Origin of the sequence: Roseburia sp. TF10-5 (assembly GCF_003462365.1) — a bacterium.
GTDB lineage: Bacteria > Bacillota > Clostridia > Lachnospirales > Lachnospiraceae > Roseburia > Roseburia faecis.
The window spans coordinates 59,477-78,263 of record NZ_QTYW01000015.1; the positions used below are offsets into that span (position 1 = coordinate 59,477).

The window sequence follows — 18,787 nt, forward strand, 5'->3', positions numbered from 1 at the left end:
TTTATACATTTCTATATCACTCATGCGCATGCACTCTTCAAAAGATCCACTCCGGCCACTTCTTATTATTACTGCTTGATTTCTTTTGGGATTATGCTTTTCTTGTGATTTGATTATAAAAAAAACCCCCGCTTGCGTCACGAGGGCTTTTTATGGAATAATTACCGACAAACTATAGTAATTGTATTCCTGTCAATATTTTCTATCGAACGGCTATCTTCATGGATACTGTTTTTGTTTTTCCATTCTTTAAAGTCACGGTTGCCTTGATCGTTACCGTTCCTTTCCTGTTTGCTTTGATCTTACCGTTCTTGTTTACGGTAGCAATCGACTTCTTGGAAGTTTTGTAGGTTACCTTCTTTACATTGTTCTGATTCAGCTTGCTGTCAAGCTTAAACTCCGTTGTTTTTCCTTTTTTAACCGTTGCCTTTGTTTTCTTCGGAGCGATGGTCTTAAGGATTTCTTTTTCAATTCTGGCTGCTTCCTTTGTCGTCAGAAGTACATAATCGCCCTTCTTCCCAAAACTTGCATTCAGATTTCCGTCCTCAGCCTTATAGGTCTTGCTGTTGATCAGTTCATATTCACCCGTCTTACGGTTGACAACAAATGCCTTCAGTGATTTATTATTTTTCACATTCTCTGCGGAAACGGAAACCGTGTATTTCACATCACCATTCGCATTCTTAACCTGCACGATGATCGTAAGATCTTCGGTTCCTGCCGCCTCGGTAAGCTGCTTTACCACATCTGCGGTAAGTGTTCCCTTTGATCCCGATACCGTTGCATTTGCGCTGGTCACATTTCCCTGCGCATCCTTTGTTATGGTTACCGATGCCTCGGCCTTCTTATCGCCGGAAACTGTAATTTCCACTCTGGATGTCTCAACGGTTGATTCGTCCGGCTTTGTCTCAATGGTCGCATCCTGTTTTCCGTCCGGTTTCACATCCTGCTTCGTATCCGAAGTTCCCGGATTTACAGACGAGCTGCCGCCATTGCTGCCGGTCTTTCCGGTTAATTCGACCGTACCATATACGTTTGAGCCTGACCAGCCCATTCCGGTCTCATCATACCAGCTTAACGTACCGATACGCTTGCCGCCTTTTGCATCGTTGATCTGGAATTCCAGACCAATCTTGGTTCCGTTTGCCGGCTTGATATCCGTCCACTTGAAAGCAGCCTCAACCACGTATCCGCCATCGATTGTTTTTGTTGCAGACTTGACATTCTCTGCCAGACATTTTTTACCATTGAAGGACTGCTCATTGTTATAATTGATACGATACTGCTTATCGTCCTCTCCATAGGAAGCGGTCTTGCCGTTGTCCTCGTCGATGAACACTTCAAGAGAATCCTGCTCATGCGTCTGAGCGCCTGTTTTATCCAATACCGCGTCTTTTACGGTTGCATATACATAGAGATTGTCATCATCCCAGAGAACCTTTGCATTGGCAGAAGCCTCGGAGCCTTTGTTGATCGTAAGCGGGATGTTTACCGCATTGCCCCATGCGGCATCTGCATCTGCGTCAACCGAAATTGTTCCGTACGGGATCTTCTCGATGCCCGGCTTCATGGTTGCCACTGCATAATACTTGCTGCTTGACTCCTGCTTTCCGGTCAGATCATTAAAGCTTCCTGTCTCCCCGTCATTGTTTACAACAACATCGAGACTGATCTGCTGTGCAACTTTCAAACCCTTCATCGAAACCTTGACGGTTGCCTGATATCCGCCTGCGATCGCAGCAGCAGCTGTTCTTGCAACCGTCACCTTATGTGGTGTGATATCCGATGCCGAATTGTCCGGATCTACATATACCGTAACGGCATCTGCGTCATTTACGGTTGTATCTTTTACTTTTACCTGTACGGTAAGACCGTCTGCATCCCAAACCGGGATAAATTCTGCCTGTACCGCACCCTGATCGATCGTATAGGTTTCTCCTGCAATATTGCCATCCTTCGCCTCTGTAATGGTAACCTTCTGAATCGCCGGCTGAAGTTTCGTTGCATCCACATAAGCCCAATAAGCAGGCTTTGCCTTATAGTTTCCGTCAAAAAGCAGTGGGCACTGTGCAGAGCCGCTTGCTCCGCCACCGAGATTCGACTGGGAATGCAGCCATGAATTCGGCTCAATGACCCCCCAGACGGTAATGCCGGATACGTTTGCTCCTTCTGCCTTTAACGCCTTGATCGCCTCATACAGATTCTTATGGCAGTATGCCATCTTGGTGTATTCGCTTTCCTTTGTAGCCGCTGTACCGTCGTAGGTACTGCTTGCCTTAAAATCCAGCTCAGTCAGCTGCACTTTGCCGGCTGCCTGTGCATACTTCTTCGCTACACTCTTAAACTGTGCTGCTGAGAAACCGTCCACATTGTAATGTGCCTGCATACCAAAAGCATCCAGTCTGGTTCCTTCTGCAGACTTCACGTCGTTGATCAGTTTTACGATACCCTCACACTTGGTGTTGTCCGTCTCTCCGAAGTCATTGTAGTAAAGTTCTACATTCGCTGGTGCATATTTGTTTGCATACTTGAAAGCATTGATGATAAACTCGTTGCTTTCATACACATGCCACCAGCTTGAGTTATTGCCATGCCGGATCTCACTGAGCGATTCTGCGGCACTCACTTTATCGGTACGATAGGTGTTACCGATGACTGCCTCATTCACAACATCCCATCCATAGAAGAGTCCGTCATACTTTCCGTTTGCAGCCTCTCCAAAATAATGATCAAACACACTGGAAATAAACCACTCCAGTCTGCGGTTCATAGTCTCTTTATTCACATATGGCTTTGTAATATCATAGTTCTCATGGAAGAACCATTCCTGTGTCTGTGAATGCCATACCAGCACATGTCCGCGGATACGGATCTTCTGATCCGGATGGGCATTGTTCCACGCAAGGATCTTATCTGCCATCGCATCTGCGCGGGAAAAGTCAAGATTGCCACCTTTTTCATTAACAACCGGCACTTCCAATTCTGAACCGTTAAAATTGATCTTATCTGTTTTAATCGACGAATCAAGCTGATAGTTAAACAGTGCATCCGGCTTTAACTCGTTTCCGAATGTCACCGCATTGAAATGTTTCTCGACAAGTTCCATCAACGTATCGTCTGTAATTTCACTTAACATGATGGCAGTACCTGCGATCGAACCATTTCCAAGACTTTTTGTAACGGATGCTTTCCAATCATGAATGTCCTTTTCGATCTCCGGTTTTGGTTTTGTGATCTTTTTCATGGATACATTTGCCACATAGTATTTTCCCATGATACAGGAACCTGCTTCCTGCCAATCTCCCTGTTCCAAAATACGAATCACAACCTTCTTCGCACCTGATGGAATCTTGTATGTTCCTTCGAATTTCGTCCATTTTCCAACTTCAAGGACCTGCGCGGATGTACCGGAAATCAGTCCTGTTGTATCATACTCCTCCTTATCATTTCCATTCACATAATACGGCTGAAATTGAACAGTTTTCTGAGAATCTTTCAATTTTTGATCTTCAGAATCCTTATAATCATCCGACAATTTTGCCCAAAAAGAAAACTCATATTCTTGGCCTTCGCTTACGTTTTCCGTGATGTCCTGTGCAAAACATTCATATGATTTTGACCGATCTTTGGATCTTGTAATAGCACCACATGTTGTAACACCAATATCAGCTCCATCTTCAATAGATTCCGCCGTAATCTTAGCGCCTCCTAATGAAGCACTCCAGGATGAGAAATCCTGCTTTGAAAAATCTCCATTATCAATGATGTTATCGCCATAAGTAATCTGGCCTCCGCTTCCTTCTTTTAACGTTACAACCACACTGGTCAAGCAAAATGACGCATCATTCTGGGTTGTCATAATTGCGACTTTATCAAACGTTCCTTCCGTCTTTTCCGGAACGATCGCATATTGTTTCTGTCCATTCTGACCATAGCGTGCTTCCACATCATCATACCAGCCCGATGCAGTTGTCATTCCAAGCTTCAAAGAAATATCGCCTTCCTGACTTTCAACATTGAAGGCAACGGACTCTACATTTGCAAGATCAAAGGACTCAGACAAATTCCATACCGCCTGTGGATACCCTTGCTCTGCATTATGCTTCAGTTCAACATCCCAACCTTCTTTCCCTAATTCACAGGAAGTTCCATCAGCGCCACCTGCAAAAGCCTTTGTCAGCTGATTCGCGGTGAACGTCTTGGCTGTTGTCTGTGTCTCATCCGCATATACCGTCTCAATCCCCCAATCCGACGGCAGCATACCTCCTGTACTCGTGAGCATCATTGCCGCGGATAGTGCAATGCACGCCCCCATTTTCCACATTTTTCCCACTCCTATTTTCCTCCTTAAATAGATTTTCGTGCATCTTAATAGTAGCAAAATCAAAGCCGACAAAAACAGGGAAAAACTATAGAAGAACAGCCGACAAATTGCAGTAAAACAATTCGGGTTTGCCGGCTTGGATTTTGAACAAGGAGTGTAATTTGTTGTGATGTTTTAGTGATTTTTGTCCCGCATGCTGAAACACTTCCAATCCTTATTCTGCTTGTTTTAACGTTGTACATAAAATAAATCACGCGCGGCGAAATTTTACATTTACTGGTAAAATAACACCGCGCGTCAATTTACTTAAAGGCTATCTGCGCGAAATTGAAAAAGCCGAGATACCAGATATGAAAATCATGCATGCCTTTTAATTCCTGCCAGATAAAATTATCAGGTTCCGTTAATTTATCGCATAAATCAGGAAGATTCTTTGCAGCTGCTGCCGCGCTGTCGTACGCGATCTCATCCTCCATTCCGCAGATATTGTAAAAATAATCAACGGTATACGGAGTATCCTCTAATATTTTTGCCGTCTTCTCCGCCAGATTGCTGGTCGGTGCTGCGGAAAATGCACCAAAATAACTGAACAGATCCATACATTCTCCGATTCCGATGTTAATCGTCTGCATCCCTCCCATCGAAAGTCCCGCCATCGCTCTGTGCATTCTTGAAGCACTCGAATCTCCTTCCACCGCATAGGTCGAATAGTGCGCTTCCATATACGGGATCAGATCCGAACGCAATTCTTTGCCAAACACATAAAACGAGTTATAATCCGAACCTTCTCTTGCACAGTTTTCGGTGGAGCGTCCGTTTGGTGTCACCACGATGAACGGCTCGATTTCTTTGTAATAGATCAGATTGTCCATCATTCTTTTTACCAGCGAATCCTCATCAACCATTCCCCACTCGGCTTCGTCTCCGCCGATTCCGTGCATCAGGTAGAGCACGTTGTACTTTTTATCCCGGCTGTAACCATACGGAAGATAAACATTTGCTTCCTTTGTGATTTCTTTTCCAGCTAAAAAATAATCTTTTGACGGGTAGCGGATATGCTCGATCACTCCGGTTTCATCGGCTCTCTTCTGCTGATATTTTTCCGGAATGCTTTGTGCATTCACATGTACCTTGCCGTTTTCCTGTGCGATCGCCTTTTGGATCATTTCCTCACTGTGTCCCATTTTCTCCTCCTTTCCCAATACCTCATTTTCGAATCATCATTTCTAATAGATCCGGTAATTTCCCGATAAAGCAAGCATCGCAAACATATACAAAAAATTGTCGTAATACCGTCTCTCACCGGTTCTAAGAGGTGTATTCCAGAATTTGTCAACACATTGTTTCGCATAAGTTCCGTCCGCAGCCAGTGCACTTTCGGCATTGACTGCAATGATGGCTACCGGATGCAGTGCTTTCTCATCCAGTCTGGTTCCGTCGGTCAAAAAGACGCCGTCCCAGTGATCCTTCTGATCCTCGCAGTAGAATTTCTGGAATTTCTCTGCAATCTGCACCTGCCACGGGTCCTTGTCAAACCACAGATGGTCCATCGCGATATTTGCGATCGTGCGATAGGCATCACTGTAATACCAGTCGTGGCGGCCGAAGATCTCCTGATGCGCGCTGTGCGGGGTTCCGTCATAATCCGCATACTCTGCCGACAAACCGGTATCCGGATGACAGGCTTTATGCAGGTAGGCCCGGCTTGCTTCGGCAGCGCCTTTCCAGAACTTACGATCCTCCTCATCGGCATATTCCGCAAAAAGCTCGTAAAAATGCGGCAGATGATACGATGGATCACTGAAATCCAGTCCCGGGACAAATTTGATCAGTTTGTTGGAAGGCTCCCACATCGGATCGCCCGGATGTCCCGGTTCTCCCTTATGCACACACTCATGCAGGATCGCTTTTGCCTCCCTGCTGTAATTAAAAATGCCCTCTCCGTCTCCCCATCTTCTTGATGCAAAGAACAATGCCATAGCAAAATACTCTTCCCCGTCCGGTGCCGGTCCGTCCGCATTTCTTGTGCCGTCCAAAGCGCAGGACCATGCAAAATAATTCTTTCCCGGTCCTTCATCCATATACATATAAGTTCTTGTCCACTTCCACAGACGGTCAAATTCCTCTTTCTTATCCAGCTGTACACAGACCATCATGCCATACGACATGCCCTCGGTCCGCGCATCATGATTGCCGGTATCTTCCATAAATCCCATATCCTCCCCGGCTTCATGGTAAAAGCGCTCCTCTTCGCTGCCATGAAAAATCGTCTCAAATGTCTCCTGTACTCTTTTTTCGATTTCTTCTTCCGAATAACCATACTCCGCAAATACATTGCGGTACTGTTTTGTTTCATAAGCTCCTGCCATATTGTTCTCCTTCCTCTTTCGGTCAGCCCATGCCAAATTTCCTTTCCGCAAATAGACTGACATGCTCCTCACTGTATTGATATATGATCAGCTTCTGCACCGATACGTTTCTGTCGGTCCAAGATAGGCTTCTGCCGGTTTGTTTCCATGGGGATAGATCACGATCTTCTCAAGAACAAAGCCCGGCGTGACCGGATAGACCCTGATCGTATTGATTCCCTGTTCCAGCTGCACCGGTACACTCCGGCACCGGATCTGATCCAGCACACCGCGCGCCCACACAGGCTGATGATCTCCAATCTTAAAATCATCCGTAACGGCATCCAAAATCTGCATTTGAACATCGTTCACGGACACTGCATACTGCAATCGGTTCTCTGTTGTCACAGGATTCGACGGCTGCATATAGAATTCCGCTTCATAATCCCCCGCCTGCTTTGTCACGATGCTGTATTCGATATACGGTGCCCCATTCTCTGCATCTGCGTAGGAATCCGTCGGAAATGCTTTCATCGCAGATAAAGTCTTTCCGTAGCCGGCAAGACATTTCCATTGCATCGGTTGTCCTTCCCGATCAAAACCGTCCTTGCATCTGCTGTAATGTTCCGCCTCGATTGCGATCCATCCCTGTGTATCCACAAACGTATTGTTTCCATATTCATACGTTGACCGGTCGACCGGCACGCTGATCTTGCAGATGCCCGCCGGCAATTCCAGCCGGATCATTCCCTGCGTCCTTCCATCGGTGAGTGCCATCGCAAGCGCACTCTCGTCCACTGTGACATCAATGGTGAGTCTCTTGTGCTCTTCACCGTCAAGCGTTCCATCCATTGCGGACAGTACGATCCATTCGGGCTTTTCGATCACCCGAAACGATGTCGGAAGCACGCTTCTGCTGTACAGGCTGATCGAAGCACATCTGCATTCCGGATTCAGAAAATCCGAAATCGTCATTCTCTGATTCAGCCACGGACTGCCTTCCACATGCTGCACGGTACCGTCCACCGTTGCTATAATCGTCGGCTTTTGCAGCGGTAACACCTGCATCAGAAGCGGGTTCTTACACTCATCCTCATTCCAATTCGTAAACCCGATATGCTGCGACAGTCCCATTCCATACCAGCGCGCATCATCTGTCCCATGATACTGCTCTATGATCTTTGGGTCTTCATCCAGACATGCCTTTGCCTCTTTCGCATAATCATTGGCACTGAGTGCACCGATTTCTGCCAGATAATGATTCATTCCGGACAACAGCTGAAGCTTCAGCACATTCATCGTTCCCATCGCCGGATACCAGACGAGCGCAACATAAGCGGGAAGTATTTCGGGCGCAACACGCTCCAGCTCATCGTACAAATCCTGTGCGGTCTGCATCACCCGCCCGACCTCCGCAAGCACCCGTGAACCTTCACGATAATTTGCTGCATGATAGGTTTCCGGTCTTAACGCCTCCGGTCTGCACTTGTGTATCATCCTTGTATAATCCGTCAGGATATCCGCAATCTGCGCCTGCTGCACTTCCGACAGCCTGCCAAATTGCCGCTTTACCCACAGTCTGGTATAGGCATCCGTCGTATTTGGTGCAGTCGTTCCCCAACGCTCAAAATCATAAGCCAGATCCATAAAAAACGATAACGGAAATTCCTGCGTTGCAATGTCTCCCACATTGACGATCCAGAGTTTTTGTACTCCGAAATCATATGCCTGCGTCATCTGTTCCCAGATTTTCGGAAGATAGGAACTGTTGATCCACTCATAGGAGGTCGGCCACCCATGATAATCGAAATGATAATACATACCGTATCCGCCCGGATGCTTACGCATCTCCTCCGTCGGAAGCGTTCTTAAGTTCCCGTAATTGTCATCGCAAAGCATGAGGATCACATCATAAAGCTCCTTGGATCCGATCAACCCCTGCGTCGTCTCATCCCCGTAGAAGAAAGCCTCCACCTCCTTGTACAAAGCGATCATTCTCGGAACTTTCGACAGATCTTCATTGACATTCTCCCGGATCAGCTTTCGCTGCGTTCTGAGCACGTCCCTGAGCAGTTCAATATTGTCCGCAAGCGTTGCCCCTTTTCCCATGATCGCGGTGTCCGCTTCTCCACGCATACCAACCGTGATCACATTCTCAAATTTACCGCTCCGCTTCAGACCATCTTCCCAGAATCTTATGATTCCTTCCCGGTTCGTCTTGAAATTCCACGCATCTCCGTAAATACTGTCTTTTCCGCGCAGATATTTGTATTCCTCACCCTGCCGCAGACACGGCTCATGATGCGACATTCCCATGATCACACCGTACTCGTCCGCAAGTTCTGCGTTCAGAAGTCCCGGACCGTCATCCTCAAACCGTGCACTCCACATCGCCGGCCAGAGATAATTTCCTTTCAGGCGAAGAAGCAGTTCAAAGATCGGCTCGTATGCCTTCGCATTCGGTCCCCCGAAATGGTACTCACTCCAGGTACCGAAAGCAGGCCACTCATCATTAATAAAGAATCCCCTGTATTCCACCGATGGTTCCTTTGCAATACATGCCATATCCGTGCTCAGCCGGATTTCATCCCGATGCACCGGCACCACATGACACCAGTTCACAAACGGGGATACACCAAAGATCTCCGACAAATGAAACAGTCCGTATATCGTTCCCCGCTTATCGCTTCCGACAATGACAAGCAGTCTCTCCCGCAAGCCATCATCCGGGAAAAACCATCCGTAGCACTCCCGTTTGCCTTTTAACACATCCGTCGGGATACTTTTCTGTGCATCCAGCCACCGACTATGTCCCATCGTTGCGACAATGATCGTCGGTTCACGGGCTGCACTGCTTCTTACCTCTTCATGATCGATCGTTTCGACAACACGGATTTCCGGCAGCGTGCCGGTCACAAGTTCCATGTCATGTGCAACTTTTCCTGCGATCTTCAAAACCCCGGAATACGCACTCTGTTCTATGATAAATTTCATGTTGCGCTCCCTTTTCCCCCTTTTCCACTATTTTTATTCTTATCCGTATAAATCGTGATTACCGGCTGTCCTTCCACAACCGTAAGGGTTCCATACATAGATGCCGTTTCCATCCATTTCAGTGCAATACTGTCCGTATAGATGACCGGTCTGGTAATCGTTTCACCGTCATACATGATTCCGTTATTTTCGATAAATATCCGACATCCGCGCCCCGTATGATCTATTCCCTGCACTAGATAACGAGCCGATAATTTTGATGGCTGATCCTTATAATAAATCTGCGTATCCACACCGCCCGGAAGGATCTCTCCTCTGAAATAATCTCCATCGCACCTTCCGTCAAACGAAATCATCTGTACGGTAGCGCATTCAGATTCCACCTTCTCGCAGCCATTCACATGAATATACAATTTCAACACTTCCATTTACTTCTCCCCATCTGCCTGTCCTTTCATTGCTCAGCGTAAATAAAAATCCCCATCCGTGTACGATCAAAAATATCGCACTATGAATGAGGATTTTATTTCTATCACTTATATCACATAATTGTCGCATTATTGAAGAATCTGATCCACATGCCTCTGCAGGATATCGAAATAGTCCTGTGGATTGCATTCCTGATATGCAGCCATATATGCATCCCATGTCGATGCGAAGTCATCGCTCATGATCACCTGCGGTAACCAGCTTCTCTTGACCGCGTCGATTTCATCACGAATCATGCCGCCTTTGGATTTTGATGACAAAGACTGTGTATACGAATACATCGGATACCATGCGCCGGGCGCTTCATTTGTTCCCAGCAGCTCGACATAATTTTGTACACCATACGCTTCAAAACACTCCCGTATGTCGGGCTTTAGGCTTTTCATAAACTCCACCGGCTGATACTCCATCGAAAATGCATTGATTCCGTCGTCAAGCAGACCTTCTACTCGTGGAAAATACGAATAGGGACAAAAATGAGATTCATTCAGCACGCTGTCTCCGTGACGTTTTCCCTGTTCACTATTCATATAGAACATACCGTTTTCGTCCACCGAATAGTCCAGGTCTTTTTCTCCCCAGAATCGAAGCTTCGTAATATCGGAATCCAGCAGATCATTTACAAACTGAAGTGCCCCCTGCACATCTTCACAGGATGTGGTAATCGAAAGTCCGCTCGATGTATCCATCTCTGCATTCCGGCTTGTATGCCACTGGTTTGACGTACCTTTGGCCATTGTAATCGGAAGCGGAACATAATCGCACCCCAGATCATTCAGTCCGTTTATCTCATAAGGCTCTGCCAGATTGTAATAGAACTGCCACCATTGGTCAACCATTCCGAGAACAGCACCGGTTCCTAATTTATCCAGATATTCTTCGTATGTACTGGTAAACGACTGCGGATCAAAAATACCCTTGTGGTATTCTTCATTCAGCTTGTGAAAATACCGTCTGGCAGTCTCCGTCGTATTATAATCAATGACCTGATCATTCCCGGGATCAACCATACAACTTCCGTCATTGGGATATCCAGCCAGAAACTGCGGCACATTCTCCAGGCAGAAGAATCTCCAGTCATCGCACAATACGGTAAACGGAATATTTGGGGTTCCGTCTGGCATGGCAGGATTCGCCTGCACATAAGCTTCGATCAGATCAAAATATTCATCCACCGTTGTAATCTTCGGATATCCGGCCCATTTTAAAACGCGCGTCTGTATCCAGAATGCCTCGCCCGTATGCGTCACTTCAACATTCTCTCCCTGAGACACACAAAACGGTGGAATCCAGTAAATATGTCCGTCTTCCTGCCGGAAGCGCTCCCACTGTTCCTCCGAAAGATAATTCCTGATATTCGGATAGTCATCCCAATACTCATCAATCGGAATCAGTGCATCCGCATCAAGCAGCACTTTCTCTCCGAGAATAAAATCTGGATATTCTCCCGAAGCAATGTACGAATTGAGTGCCTCTTCCTTGGATTGCCCGACAAGCCAGTTTTCCTCGCAATCTGCCCCAATTTCGTCCGCAATCATTTCCTTTATATCATTTTGCGTATTCAACATCTTACCCGTAACGCTGAAAAAAGCAGTAAAATGTTTGATTTCCTGCTTCTGCACATATTGTGCGTTGTAACTGTATCCCGCAAGTCCAATAAGCAGTCCCGCCATAAGCAGCGCTGACACGATTCTCTTTTTCATGCACTCCTACCTTCTCCTCAAAAGCTTTCTTTTATTATAGCTTTTTTTCTGTCAAAGGACAAGCAATCGCATCCGCAAGCACGGTTAAAGTGATATATTCTCTCCTCTTAATCCATTAAATGCACCCTTGATGGCAGCCTCCTCATGTGCGATCAGCCACTTGTTTTTCGCGGTCATAAGTTTGTCCTCACCATCTGCTGCAAGGGTAAAATCAATCGGTGTGTTTGTACCCTTCGGCAAGATCACAACACACTTAAATCCACCGTCTGCTGCGTTGCACGGTGCATAATGAAGTGTCGTCTCATACATTTCAACGACCGTTCCTGCCGGAACCTTAAAAGCCTCGATTTTTGCTGTATCATAAGTAAATTCATCCGTTACATCCGGCAGCCATCCCAATAAAAGGATCATATCCGTTACCGCAATGTTGATTTCGGAATTTCTATGATATTCTACCGCGTTTAACTTGTGATTGTTTCCGTTGCAGTAACCAATCTGGATTGGAAGTCCGCCAAAGACACGCTCGCTGAATGTCTTTGCTTCTGGAACCGCTTCAAGCTCCTCGACTGATGGCACATAAATAACATCCTCCGGAAGCGGTGTGTGCTCCATCCCCTTTATCAGTTTTGTGCATTCGATGTTATTCCAAACCTTACCGTATTTACGGAATTTTTCATCATTAACAGAAAAAATCTCCATGATTACCTCCTCATACTCATTTTTTCTGAGTATAACAGTTTGGTAGCCATGGAGACATGCCTTTCTTTGTCTTTACAATGTCACTTTTTTGTCTTTTTCCAGCAATGCCCGATGATGGGCATATGATTCCCTCTGCTTTTTCTTAACAAGCTGCTTTCGGTATTCACTCGTCAGCATTCCATACCGCTTGCGAAACAGATTGGTAAACGCTTTACTGTTGGCAAATCCATGATCAAATGCAATATCCACGATCTGCTTATCCGTATTTTCCAAATCCTTTACCGCATGTTCCAGCCGGATATTTTGCAGATAATCCTTATAATTGATGCCCGCATAGCGTGCAAACATTTTTGACAGATAAGACGGCGAATATCCAAATATTCCCGCCAGTTTTCCAAGCGAAATATCTTCCATATAATGATCCTTGAGATAGGATGTAATCATACCGAGCCGGTTCAGCTGCTGATTGCTTTTGAGCAATTCATCCTGCACATCCAGCTTCCTGTATTTCTTCACCAGAATATGTAATAGTTGATAAAACATACTTAAAATTTCAAAATCATAGCCATCTGTCTGCATCCGATACACCTTATACATCCGAAAGATCAGACATGCCACCTGCTCATCGTATGTCCGTTCACTGTGCGAAAACCAGATAAACTGCTCGCCCGTAAAGTACGACGCGAACTGATTCAGCGGAATCTGCAGCACAATCGTGTGATTCGGCCTGTTCGCATGGATCGCATGCACCTCGTTGCTGTTGACAATGATGAACTCGCCTTCTCCCAGATGATAATGCGTTGTGTCAAGAATAAAATCAAGTTCTCCTTCCTGCACTGCAAAAATCTCAATCGACCGGTGCCAGTGTTTCTCCCTGATATATTTTCCGCTGTGTCCCTCGAATAAAAAAAGTTTAAACGGAAAGCCTTTGTCCGGCACAATAACCTCATGTTGATACTGTTGCTCTGTCATATGCTCCCACATAACTATCACATATTTCTTGACTAGACATTAAATCTGAAAAGAATCACATCGCCGTCTTTAACCACATAATCCTTTCCTTCCATGCCAACGATTCCTTTTTCTCTGGCTGCCGCAAGGCTTCCGTTATCGAGCAGATCCTGATAGTTGACAACCTCTGCCTTGATAAATCCACGTTCAAAATCCGTATGAATCTTTCCGGCTGCCTGTGGTGCCTTGGTTCCTTTTTTGATGGTCCATGCACGGCACTCATCTTCGCCGGCCGTCAGGAAACTGATCAGCCCCAGCAGACTGTAACTTGCCGCTACCAGCTTATCCAGACCACTGGATGAAACGCCGAGGTCATCGAGATATTCCTTTTTCTCTTCATCGGAAAGTTCGGAAAGTTCCTGCTCGATCTGTGCACAGATAACAAACACTTCTGCACCTTCTTCTTTTGCCAGTTCACGCACTTTTGCCACATGCGGATTGGAAGCTCCGTCATCTGCCAGATCATCCTCTGCTACGTTTGCTGCATAGATGGTAGGCTTTGCCGTGAGGAGGTTGTATCCCTTAAACCAGATCTGTGCGTCATCATCATCCGGCACCTCAAAAGTTCTCGCCATCTTTCCATCTTCCAGATGTGCCTTGACTGCCTCAACAAGTTCCAATTCCTTGGCAAGTGTCTTGTCCATTCTTGCCTGCTTGGCAATTTTGGCAATTCTACGGTCAAGAATTTCGATATCGGAGAAAATAAGCTCCAGATTAATTGTCTCAATATCGCGCGCCGGATCAATGGAACCGTCGACGTGGATAATATTGGTATCCTCGAAACAGCGCACTACATGTACAATCGCATCGACCTCCCTGATATTGGCAAGGAACTGGTTTCCGAGTCCCTCTCCCTTGCTGGCACCTTTTACAAGTCCTGCAATATCAACAAATTCGATTGTGGCAGGTGTCACCTTTTTTGTATGATAAAGCTCACCGAGCTTTACGATTCTCTCATCCGGAACCGAAACGATTCCTACGTTTGGATCGATGGTCGCAAACGGATAGTTCGCAGACAGTGCACCTGCTTTGGTCAGTGAATTGAATAAGGTACTTTTTCCCACGTTTGGGAGTCCGACAATGCCGAGTTTCATGATATATATTTCTCCTTTGAAAAGTATTGTAAGCTAATAAAAACAATATATAGTGTACCACATTAATGCTTAATTGTACAATTATTTCTCCCTAGCTGCCAGAATGCCACGGCACTTGCCGCCGCTACATTGAGTGAATCCACGCCATGCGACATCGGAATACAGACCGTATAATCGCAGTCTGCAATCGTATGTCCTGCCAGACCATCCCCTTCCGTGCCAAGCACGACAGCCAGCTTTTCTTCCGCAGCCAGTGCCGGATCATCAATTCCAACCGAATCCCCGGAAAGTGCCATGGCTGCCACACGAAATCCCATTTTATGCAAATGGTCAATATCCGCTCCTGCCGCCTGGCCGGGTGGATTTTTCACCCCGTTTTCTGTCTGCAGGTATGTCCACGGAATCTGAAAGACGGTTCCCATGCTTACCCGAATGGCGCGCCGGTACAGCGGATCACTGCATCCCGGTGTCAGAAGCACCGCATCCATATGAAGCGCAGCCGCCGAACGGAAAATGGCACCGACGTTGGTTGGATTTACCACGTTTTCGAGTACTGCAATGCGTCTGGCTTTGGCACAAATCTGCTCCGGTTCCTGCAGTTTCGGCCGGTACATGGCACAAAGTGCCCCTCTGGTCAGGGCAAAACCGGTCAGCTTTGTCAGCACATCAAATTCTGCCGTATACACCGGAATATCCCCGCATCTTTCGATCATTTCTTTTGCTTCTCCCTGAACATGTTTTGTTTCCATAAGCAAAGACACCGGTATGCATCCCGCATCCAGTGCCCGCTCAATCACCTTTGGACTTTCGGCAATAAACATTCCTTCTTCCGGATGCGCACGGTTCAGCAGCTGATTTTCGGTCAGCCGCGCGTACACATCCAGCTCCGGTGCCATAAAATCCGTTATTTTTATTCTTTGACTCACTGTTACGTCCACCTTTGTTCAAACTTTTTTTATTATCCCAAAATGCACGCATGATTGCAAGTCTATTCGTAATCTTTTACATTAGAACTGTCAACTTTTTCAAATGGCACCCATACATAAAGGCCATCCTTCGTTGCCCCTTCCAGTTTTGTTACATCCGAACCATTTGCCACAGCAATCGCAGTCTCTACAACCATCTTTCCCTGTCCAACACCTGACTGATAGACGGTAAATGCCATATCTCCCGCCTCGATCGCTGCACATCCACCGGCCGTCGCATCAATACCAAGAATTGGCATACCGTTTATTCCTGCCTCTTTGCATGCATCGACAATTCCCATCGCCATGGAATCGTTGTTACATGCCACAACATCACAGGACTGTCCGGTCTTTAAGAAAAGTTCAAACATCTTCTGTGCCGTTGCCTGATCCCAGTCTGCATTATCTTCAAATACATAATTGATTTTCTTGCCGGACGCATTCAATGTATCCTTCAATGCACCTGTACGTCCTTTCGTTGCCGAATGGTTCTTTGGTCCCTTGAAGATTGCCACATTGATTTCATCCGAAGAAGAAAACTTATCAAGAATATACTCTGCCTGATACTTTCCCGCTACATTTTCATCGGAACCCACATACATATATTTTCCGGCCTCCAGATACGATGCATCCGGACAACTGTTATAAAAGATAACAGGAATTCCGTCTGCCAGTGATTCCAGTTCCAGCGCGGTATCTGCATTAACCGGTCCACATAAAATCACATCGTATTTTTCTTTTGCTGCCTGTTTGATATGTTCCACCTGACTCTCCAGGGAACCATCCTCATCATAGACATCCAGTGTTGCACCTTTTTCCTGTGCCGTCTTTTTTGCCTGTTCCACAATCGTGTTGCGGAAATCATCTCCCTGTGACAACGACATCATGATTTTGATTCCGTTTCCGCTGCCGGATTTGCCTCCGGTACTGCCGCATCCTGCCATGCAGCCCACAAGAAGCAGGGCGCATATCATACAACTGATTACTTTCTTCATGACCTTTTACCCTCCTATATCTGAAACTGCTTGACCTGATCCGCCAGCTGGTCTGCAGATTCTGCCAGATTTCCGGCTTCCGCTTCCACCTGTTCACTGTTCTTGGAAATACTCTTTGCCTGCTGGAGCATGGATTCCGAAGTGGCAAGAATTTCATCCGAACTTGCCGCCTGTTCTTCGGAAATTGCGGCAACATTGGTTGCCACCTGATCCACCTGGTTGATTTTTTCTACCACACCCTCTATCAGATGGCTGGTTTCCTGGATATTCTGGAAAATCTGGTCAAATGTATCCACCGCTGTATGGATCAGATCCGCGCTGCTTTCGATATCGCTGGCACTGCTTCCGGCCTGTTTGACGGCATCATCCACAAGTCCGTTAATTTCATTGATGAGTGATGTAATATGCGCTACCGAATCCGCACTGTTTTTTGCAAGTACCCCAATCTGTGAGGCAACTACCGCAAATCCGCGTCCGGCTTCCCCTGCACGCGCTGCTTCAATCGATGCATTTAAGGAGAGCAGATTTGTTTCCTCTGCAATATCCCCGATCAGTTTTATAATATCTACGATTTCTCCGGAAGCCGTACCCACTTTATCAACCGCTTCTTCGAGGTTATGTATGGAAATTTCGATATTATGAAGCGCATTTCCAACGCTCTCCATATCGGCTTTTCCTTTTTCTGATACTTCCACAGTGGTACGCATCTTATCTTCTACTTTATCGCTGTCCTCTTTGGTATCCGCAACAACGCCGGCAAGCTGGGTTGCGTTCTGTGCGATTTCATTGACGGAAACCGACAGCTGATCAACCGTTGCATTCAGTTCCGTCATGGACTGTGACTGGATATTTGCAGCAGAATTCATTTCACCCGAAACATTCTTGCTCGATCCCGCCTGTTTTTCCAGACGGTCGGAGACATGTCCCATCTGCCGGATCATTTCCTTCATTGATGCAATAAAATGTTCCACGCTGCGCCCCATCACAGCAATCTCATCATTTCCTTTCACCTTCATGGATACGGTAAAGTCACCGGATGCCATGCTGGTAATTACCCTTGTCATCTCCTTCACCGGACGAATCACCACATGCGTCACACGTTCGATCAAAACACACAATACAAGGATCGAAATAATGCTGAAAATGATCATAAGATTCCGCAATCCTACCAGATCCGCAAGTACAACATTCGTAGGAACATAGGAAACCAGCAGCCAGTTGGTTCCATTTACTTCCTTAAATACCGTCATATTTCCATCGAGTGTACAGAAATCATACGATTTGCCGGAAACCTTCTTCTCCACATCTTTATAAAACGCACTCTGTCCGTCTGCCCCCAGTGTCTTGGAAATCAGATCGGAATCCCTGCTTGCAAGGATCACGCTGCTGTCCTTGTCCACAAGAAATGCCTCTGCATCGTGCATTCCGATAAAAGAATTTACAATCACGGAAATACGGTCCAGTGTCATATCGGCTGCAATTACACGCACGGTATCTGAACCATCATTCAAAAGTCCGGATGCACTGACAACATTCGTTCCGTCCGGATTCTGATGTGCAGATCCAACCGCCATATTCACTCTTGTCATACCTTCCTGATACCACATACTTTCCTTCGGATTCGGTTCCTGCTTTTTGGAGTCTGTACCTTTTAAAAAGCTGCCATTGGCATCTGCAAGGAAAAGACCATCCGGATAATTTTCACTGTATCCGCAGGATGCATCCAAAATAGTCTGCAGCTGCGCCTCATCCGGGTGCAATTTTTCAATCATGGTCTTTGCCATCTGCATGGAAGCCAGATTTTCCTCAAGCCATGCCTCAATTTTTGATGCCTGACTGTTTACCGAAGATTCCAGTAAATTTTTGGAATAACTCTCGATAATTCCGGATGATACATGATATGCGGTAAACACCAGAATCAGTATAATCGCAATTACTACCGGAATAATAATTCCAAGTAATTTTGCTTTAATAGAAATGTTACCCTTCTTTTTCACAAACAATTCCCTCCCTCTTTTGTTTCTGTCCCTATTATAATTTTTTACGCCTGTATCGTCAATATTTTGCACTTTTTTAAAAAATTTTCTGCTTTTTTCAGATATATGCACAAAATGGGGCTGTAAAAAAACTCCCCTGACAGAAAAATCGCCCAGACCGTGAGGTCT

At 46.1% G+C, this 18,787-nt stretch carries 12 protein-coding genes; all 12 read right to left on the reverse strand.

Going from position 1 to position 18,787, the window contains the following annotated elements; genetic code table 11:
- Positions 1–202: 202 nt before the first annotated feature.
- Positions 203–4,324 carry an endo-1,4-beta-xylanase gene (locus tag DXD06_RS12770; RefSeq protein WP_243001076.1) on the reverse strand — a complete coding sequence of 1,374 codons (4,122 nt, stop codon included), beginning with the start codon at positions 4,322–4,324 and terminating at the stop codon, positions 203–205.
- 302 nt (positions 4,325–4,626) lie between these two features.
- The gene (locus tag DXD06_RS12775; protein WP_117832259.1) at positions 4,627–5,508 is read right to left on the reverse strand and encodes an alpha/beta hydrolase; all 882 of its coding nucleotides are present in this window, start codon (positions 5,506–5,508) and stop codon (positions 4,627–4,629) included.
- Between the two features lie 42 nt (positions 5,509–5,550).
- Positions 5,551–6,693: a glycosyl hydrolase family 8 gene (locus DXD06_RS12780; RefSeq protein WP_117832261.1), complete on the reverse strand. Its 1,143-nt coding sequence runs from the start codon at positions 6,691–6,693 to the stop codon at positions 5,551–5,553.
- An 87-nt stretch (positions 6,694–6,780) separates the two neighbouring features.
- Positions 6,781–9,666 carry a glycosyl hydrolase 115 family protein gene (locus DXD06_RS12785; RefSeq protein WP_117832263.1) on the reverse strand — a complete coding sequence of 962 codons (2,886 nt, stop codon included), beginning with the start codon at positions 9,664–9,666 and terminating at the stop codon, positions 6,781–6,783.
- The gene (locus DXD06_RS12790) at positions 9,663–10,094 is read right to left on the reverse strand and encodes a DUF3237 family protein (RefSeq protein WP_117832265.1); all 432 of its coding nucleotides are present in this window, start codon (positions 10,092–10,094) and stop codon (positions 9,663–9,665) included. Before DXD06_RS12790 ends, DXD06_RS12785 begins: the two co-directional genes overlap by 4 nt.
- A 129-nt stretch (positions 10,095–10,223) precedes the next feature.
- The gene (locus tag DXD06_RS12795; protein ID WP_117832267.1) at positions 10,224–11,858 is read right to left on the reverse strand and encodes an extracellular solute-binding protein; all 1,635 of its coding nucleotides are present in this window, start codon (positions 11,856–11,858) and stop codon (positions 10,224–10,226) included.
- A gap of 84 nt (positions 11,859–11,942) precedes the next feature.
- Positions 11,943–12,557: a DUF4867 family protein gene (locus tag DXD06_RS12800; protein ID WP_022046027.1), complete on the reverse strand. Its 615-nt coding sequence runs from the start codon at positions 12,555–12,557 to the stop codon at positions 11,943–11,945.
- 72 nt (positions 12,558–12,629) lie between these two features.
- Positions 12,630–13,529, reverse strand: coding sequence for a helix-turn-helix transcriptional regulator (locus DXD06_RS12805; protein WP_022046026.1), 900 nt, complete (start codon positions 13,527–13,529; stop codon positions 12,630–12,632).
- 32 nt (positions 13,530–13,561) lie between these two features.
- Positions 13,562–14,662 carry a redox-regulated ATPase YchF gene (gene ychF, locus DXD06_RS12810; RefSeq protein WP_117832269.1) on the reverse strand — a complete coding sequence of 367 codons (1,101 nt, stop codon included), beginning with the start codon at positions 14,660–14,662 and terminating at the stop codon, positions 13,562–13,564.
- A gap of 62 nt (positions 14,663–14,724) precedes the next feature.
- Positions 14,725–15,558 carry a TrmH family RNA methyltransferase gene (locus DXD06_RS12815; protein WP_442969669.1) on the reverse strand — a complete coding sequence of 278 codons (834 nt, stop codon included), beginning with the start codon at positions 15,556–15,558 and terminating at the stop codon, positions 14,725–14,727.
- 92 nt (positions 15,559–15,650) lie between these two features.
- Entirely contained in the window at positions 15,651–16,622 is a 972-nt protein-coding gene (locus DXD06_RS12820) for a sugar ABC transporter substrate-binding protein (RefSeq protein ID WP_117832273.1), read from the reverse strand.
- A 14-nt stretch (positions 16,623–16,636) separates the two neighbouring features.
- A complete protein-coding gene (locus DXD06_RS12825) occupies positions 16,637–18,619 on the reverse strand; it encodes a methyl-accepting chemotaxis protein (protein WP_117832287.1) in 1,983 nt (660 codons plus the stop codon).
- Between the last annotated feature and the right edge of the window lie 168 nt (positions 18,620–18,787).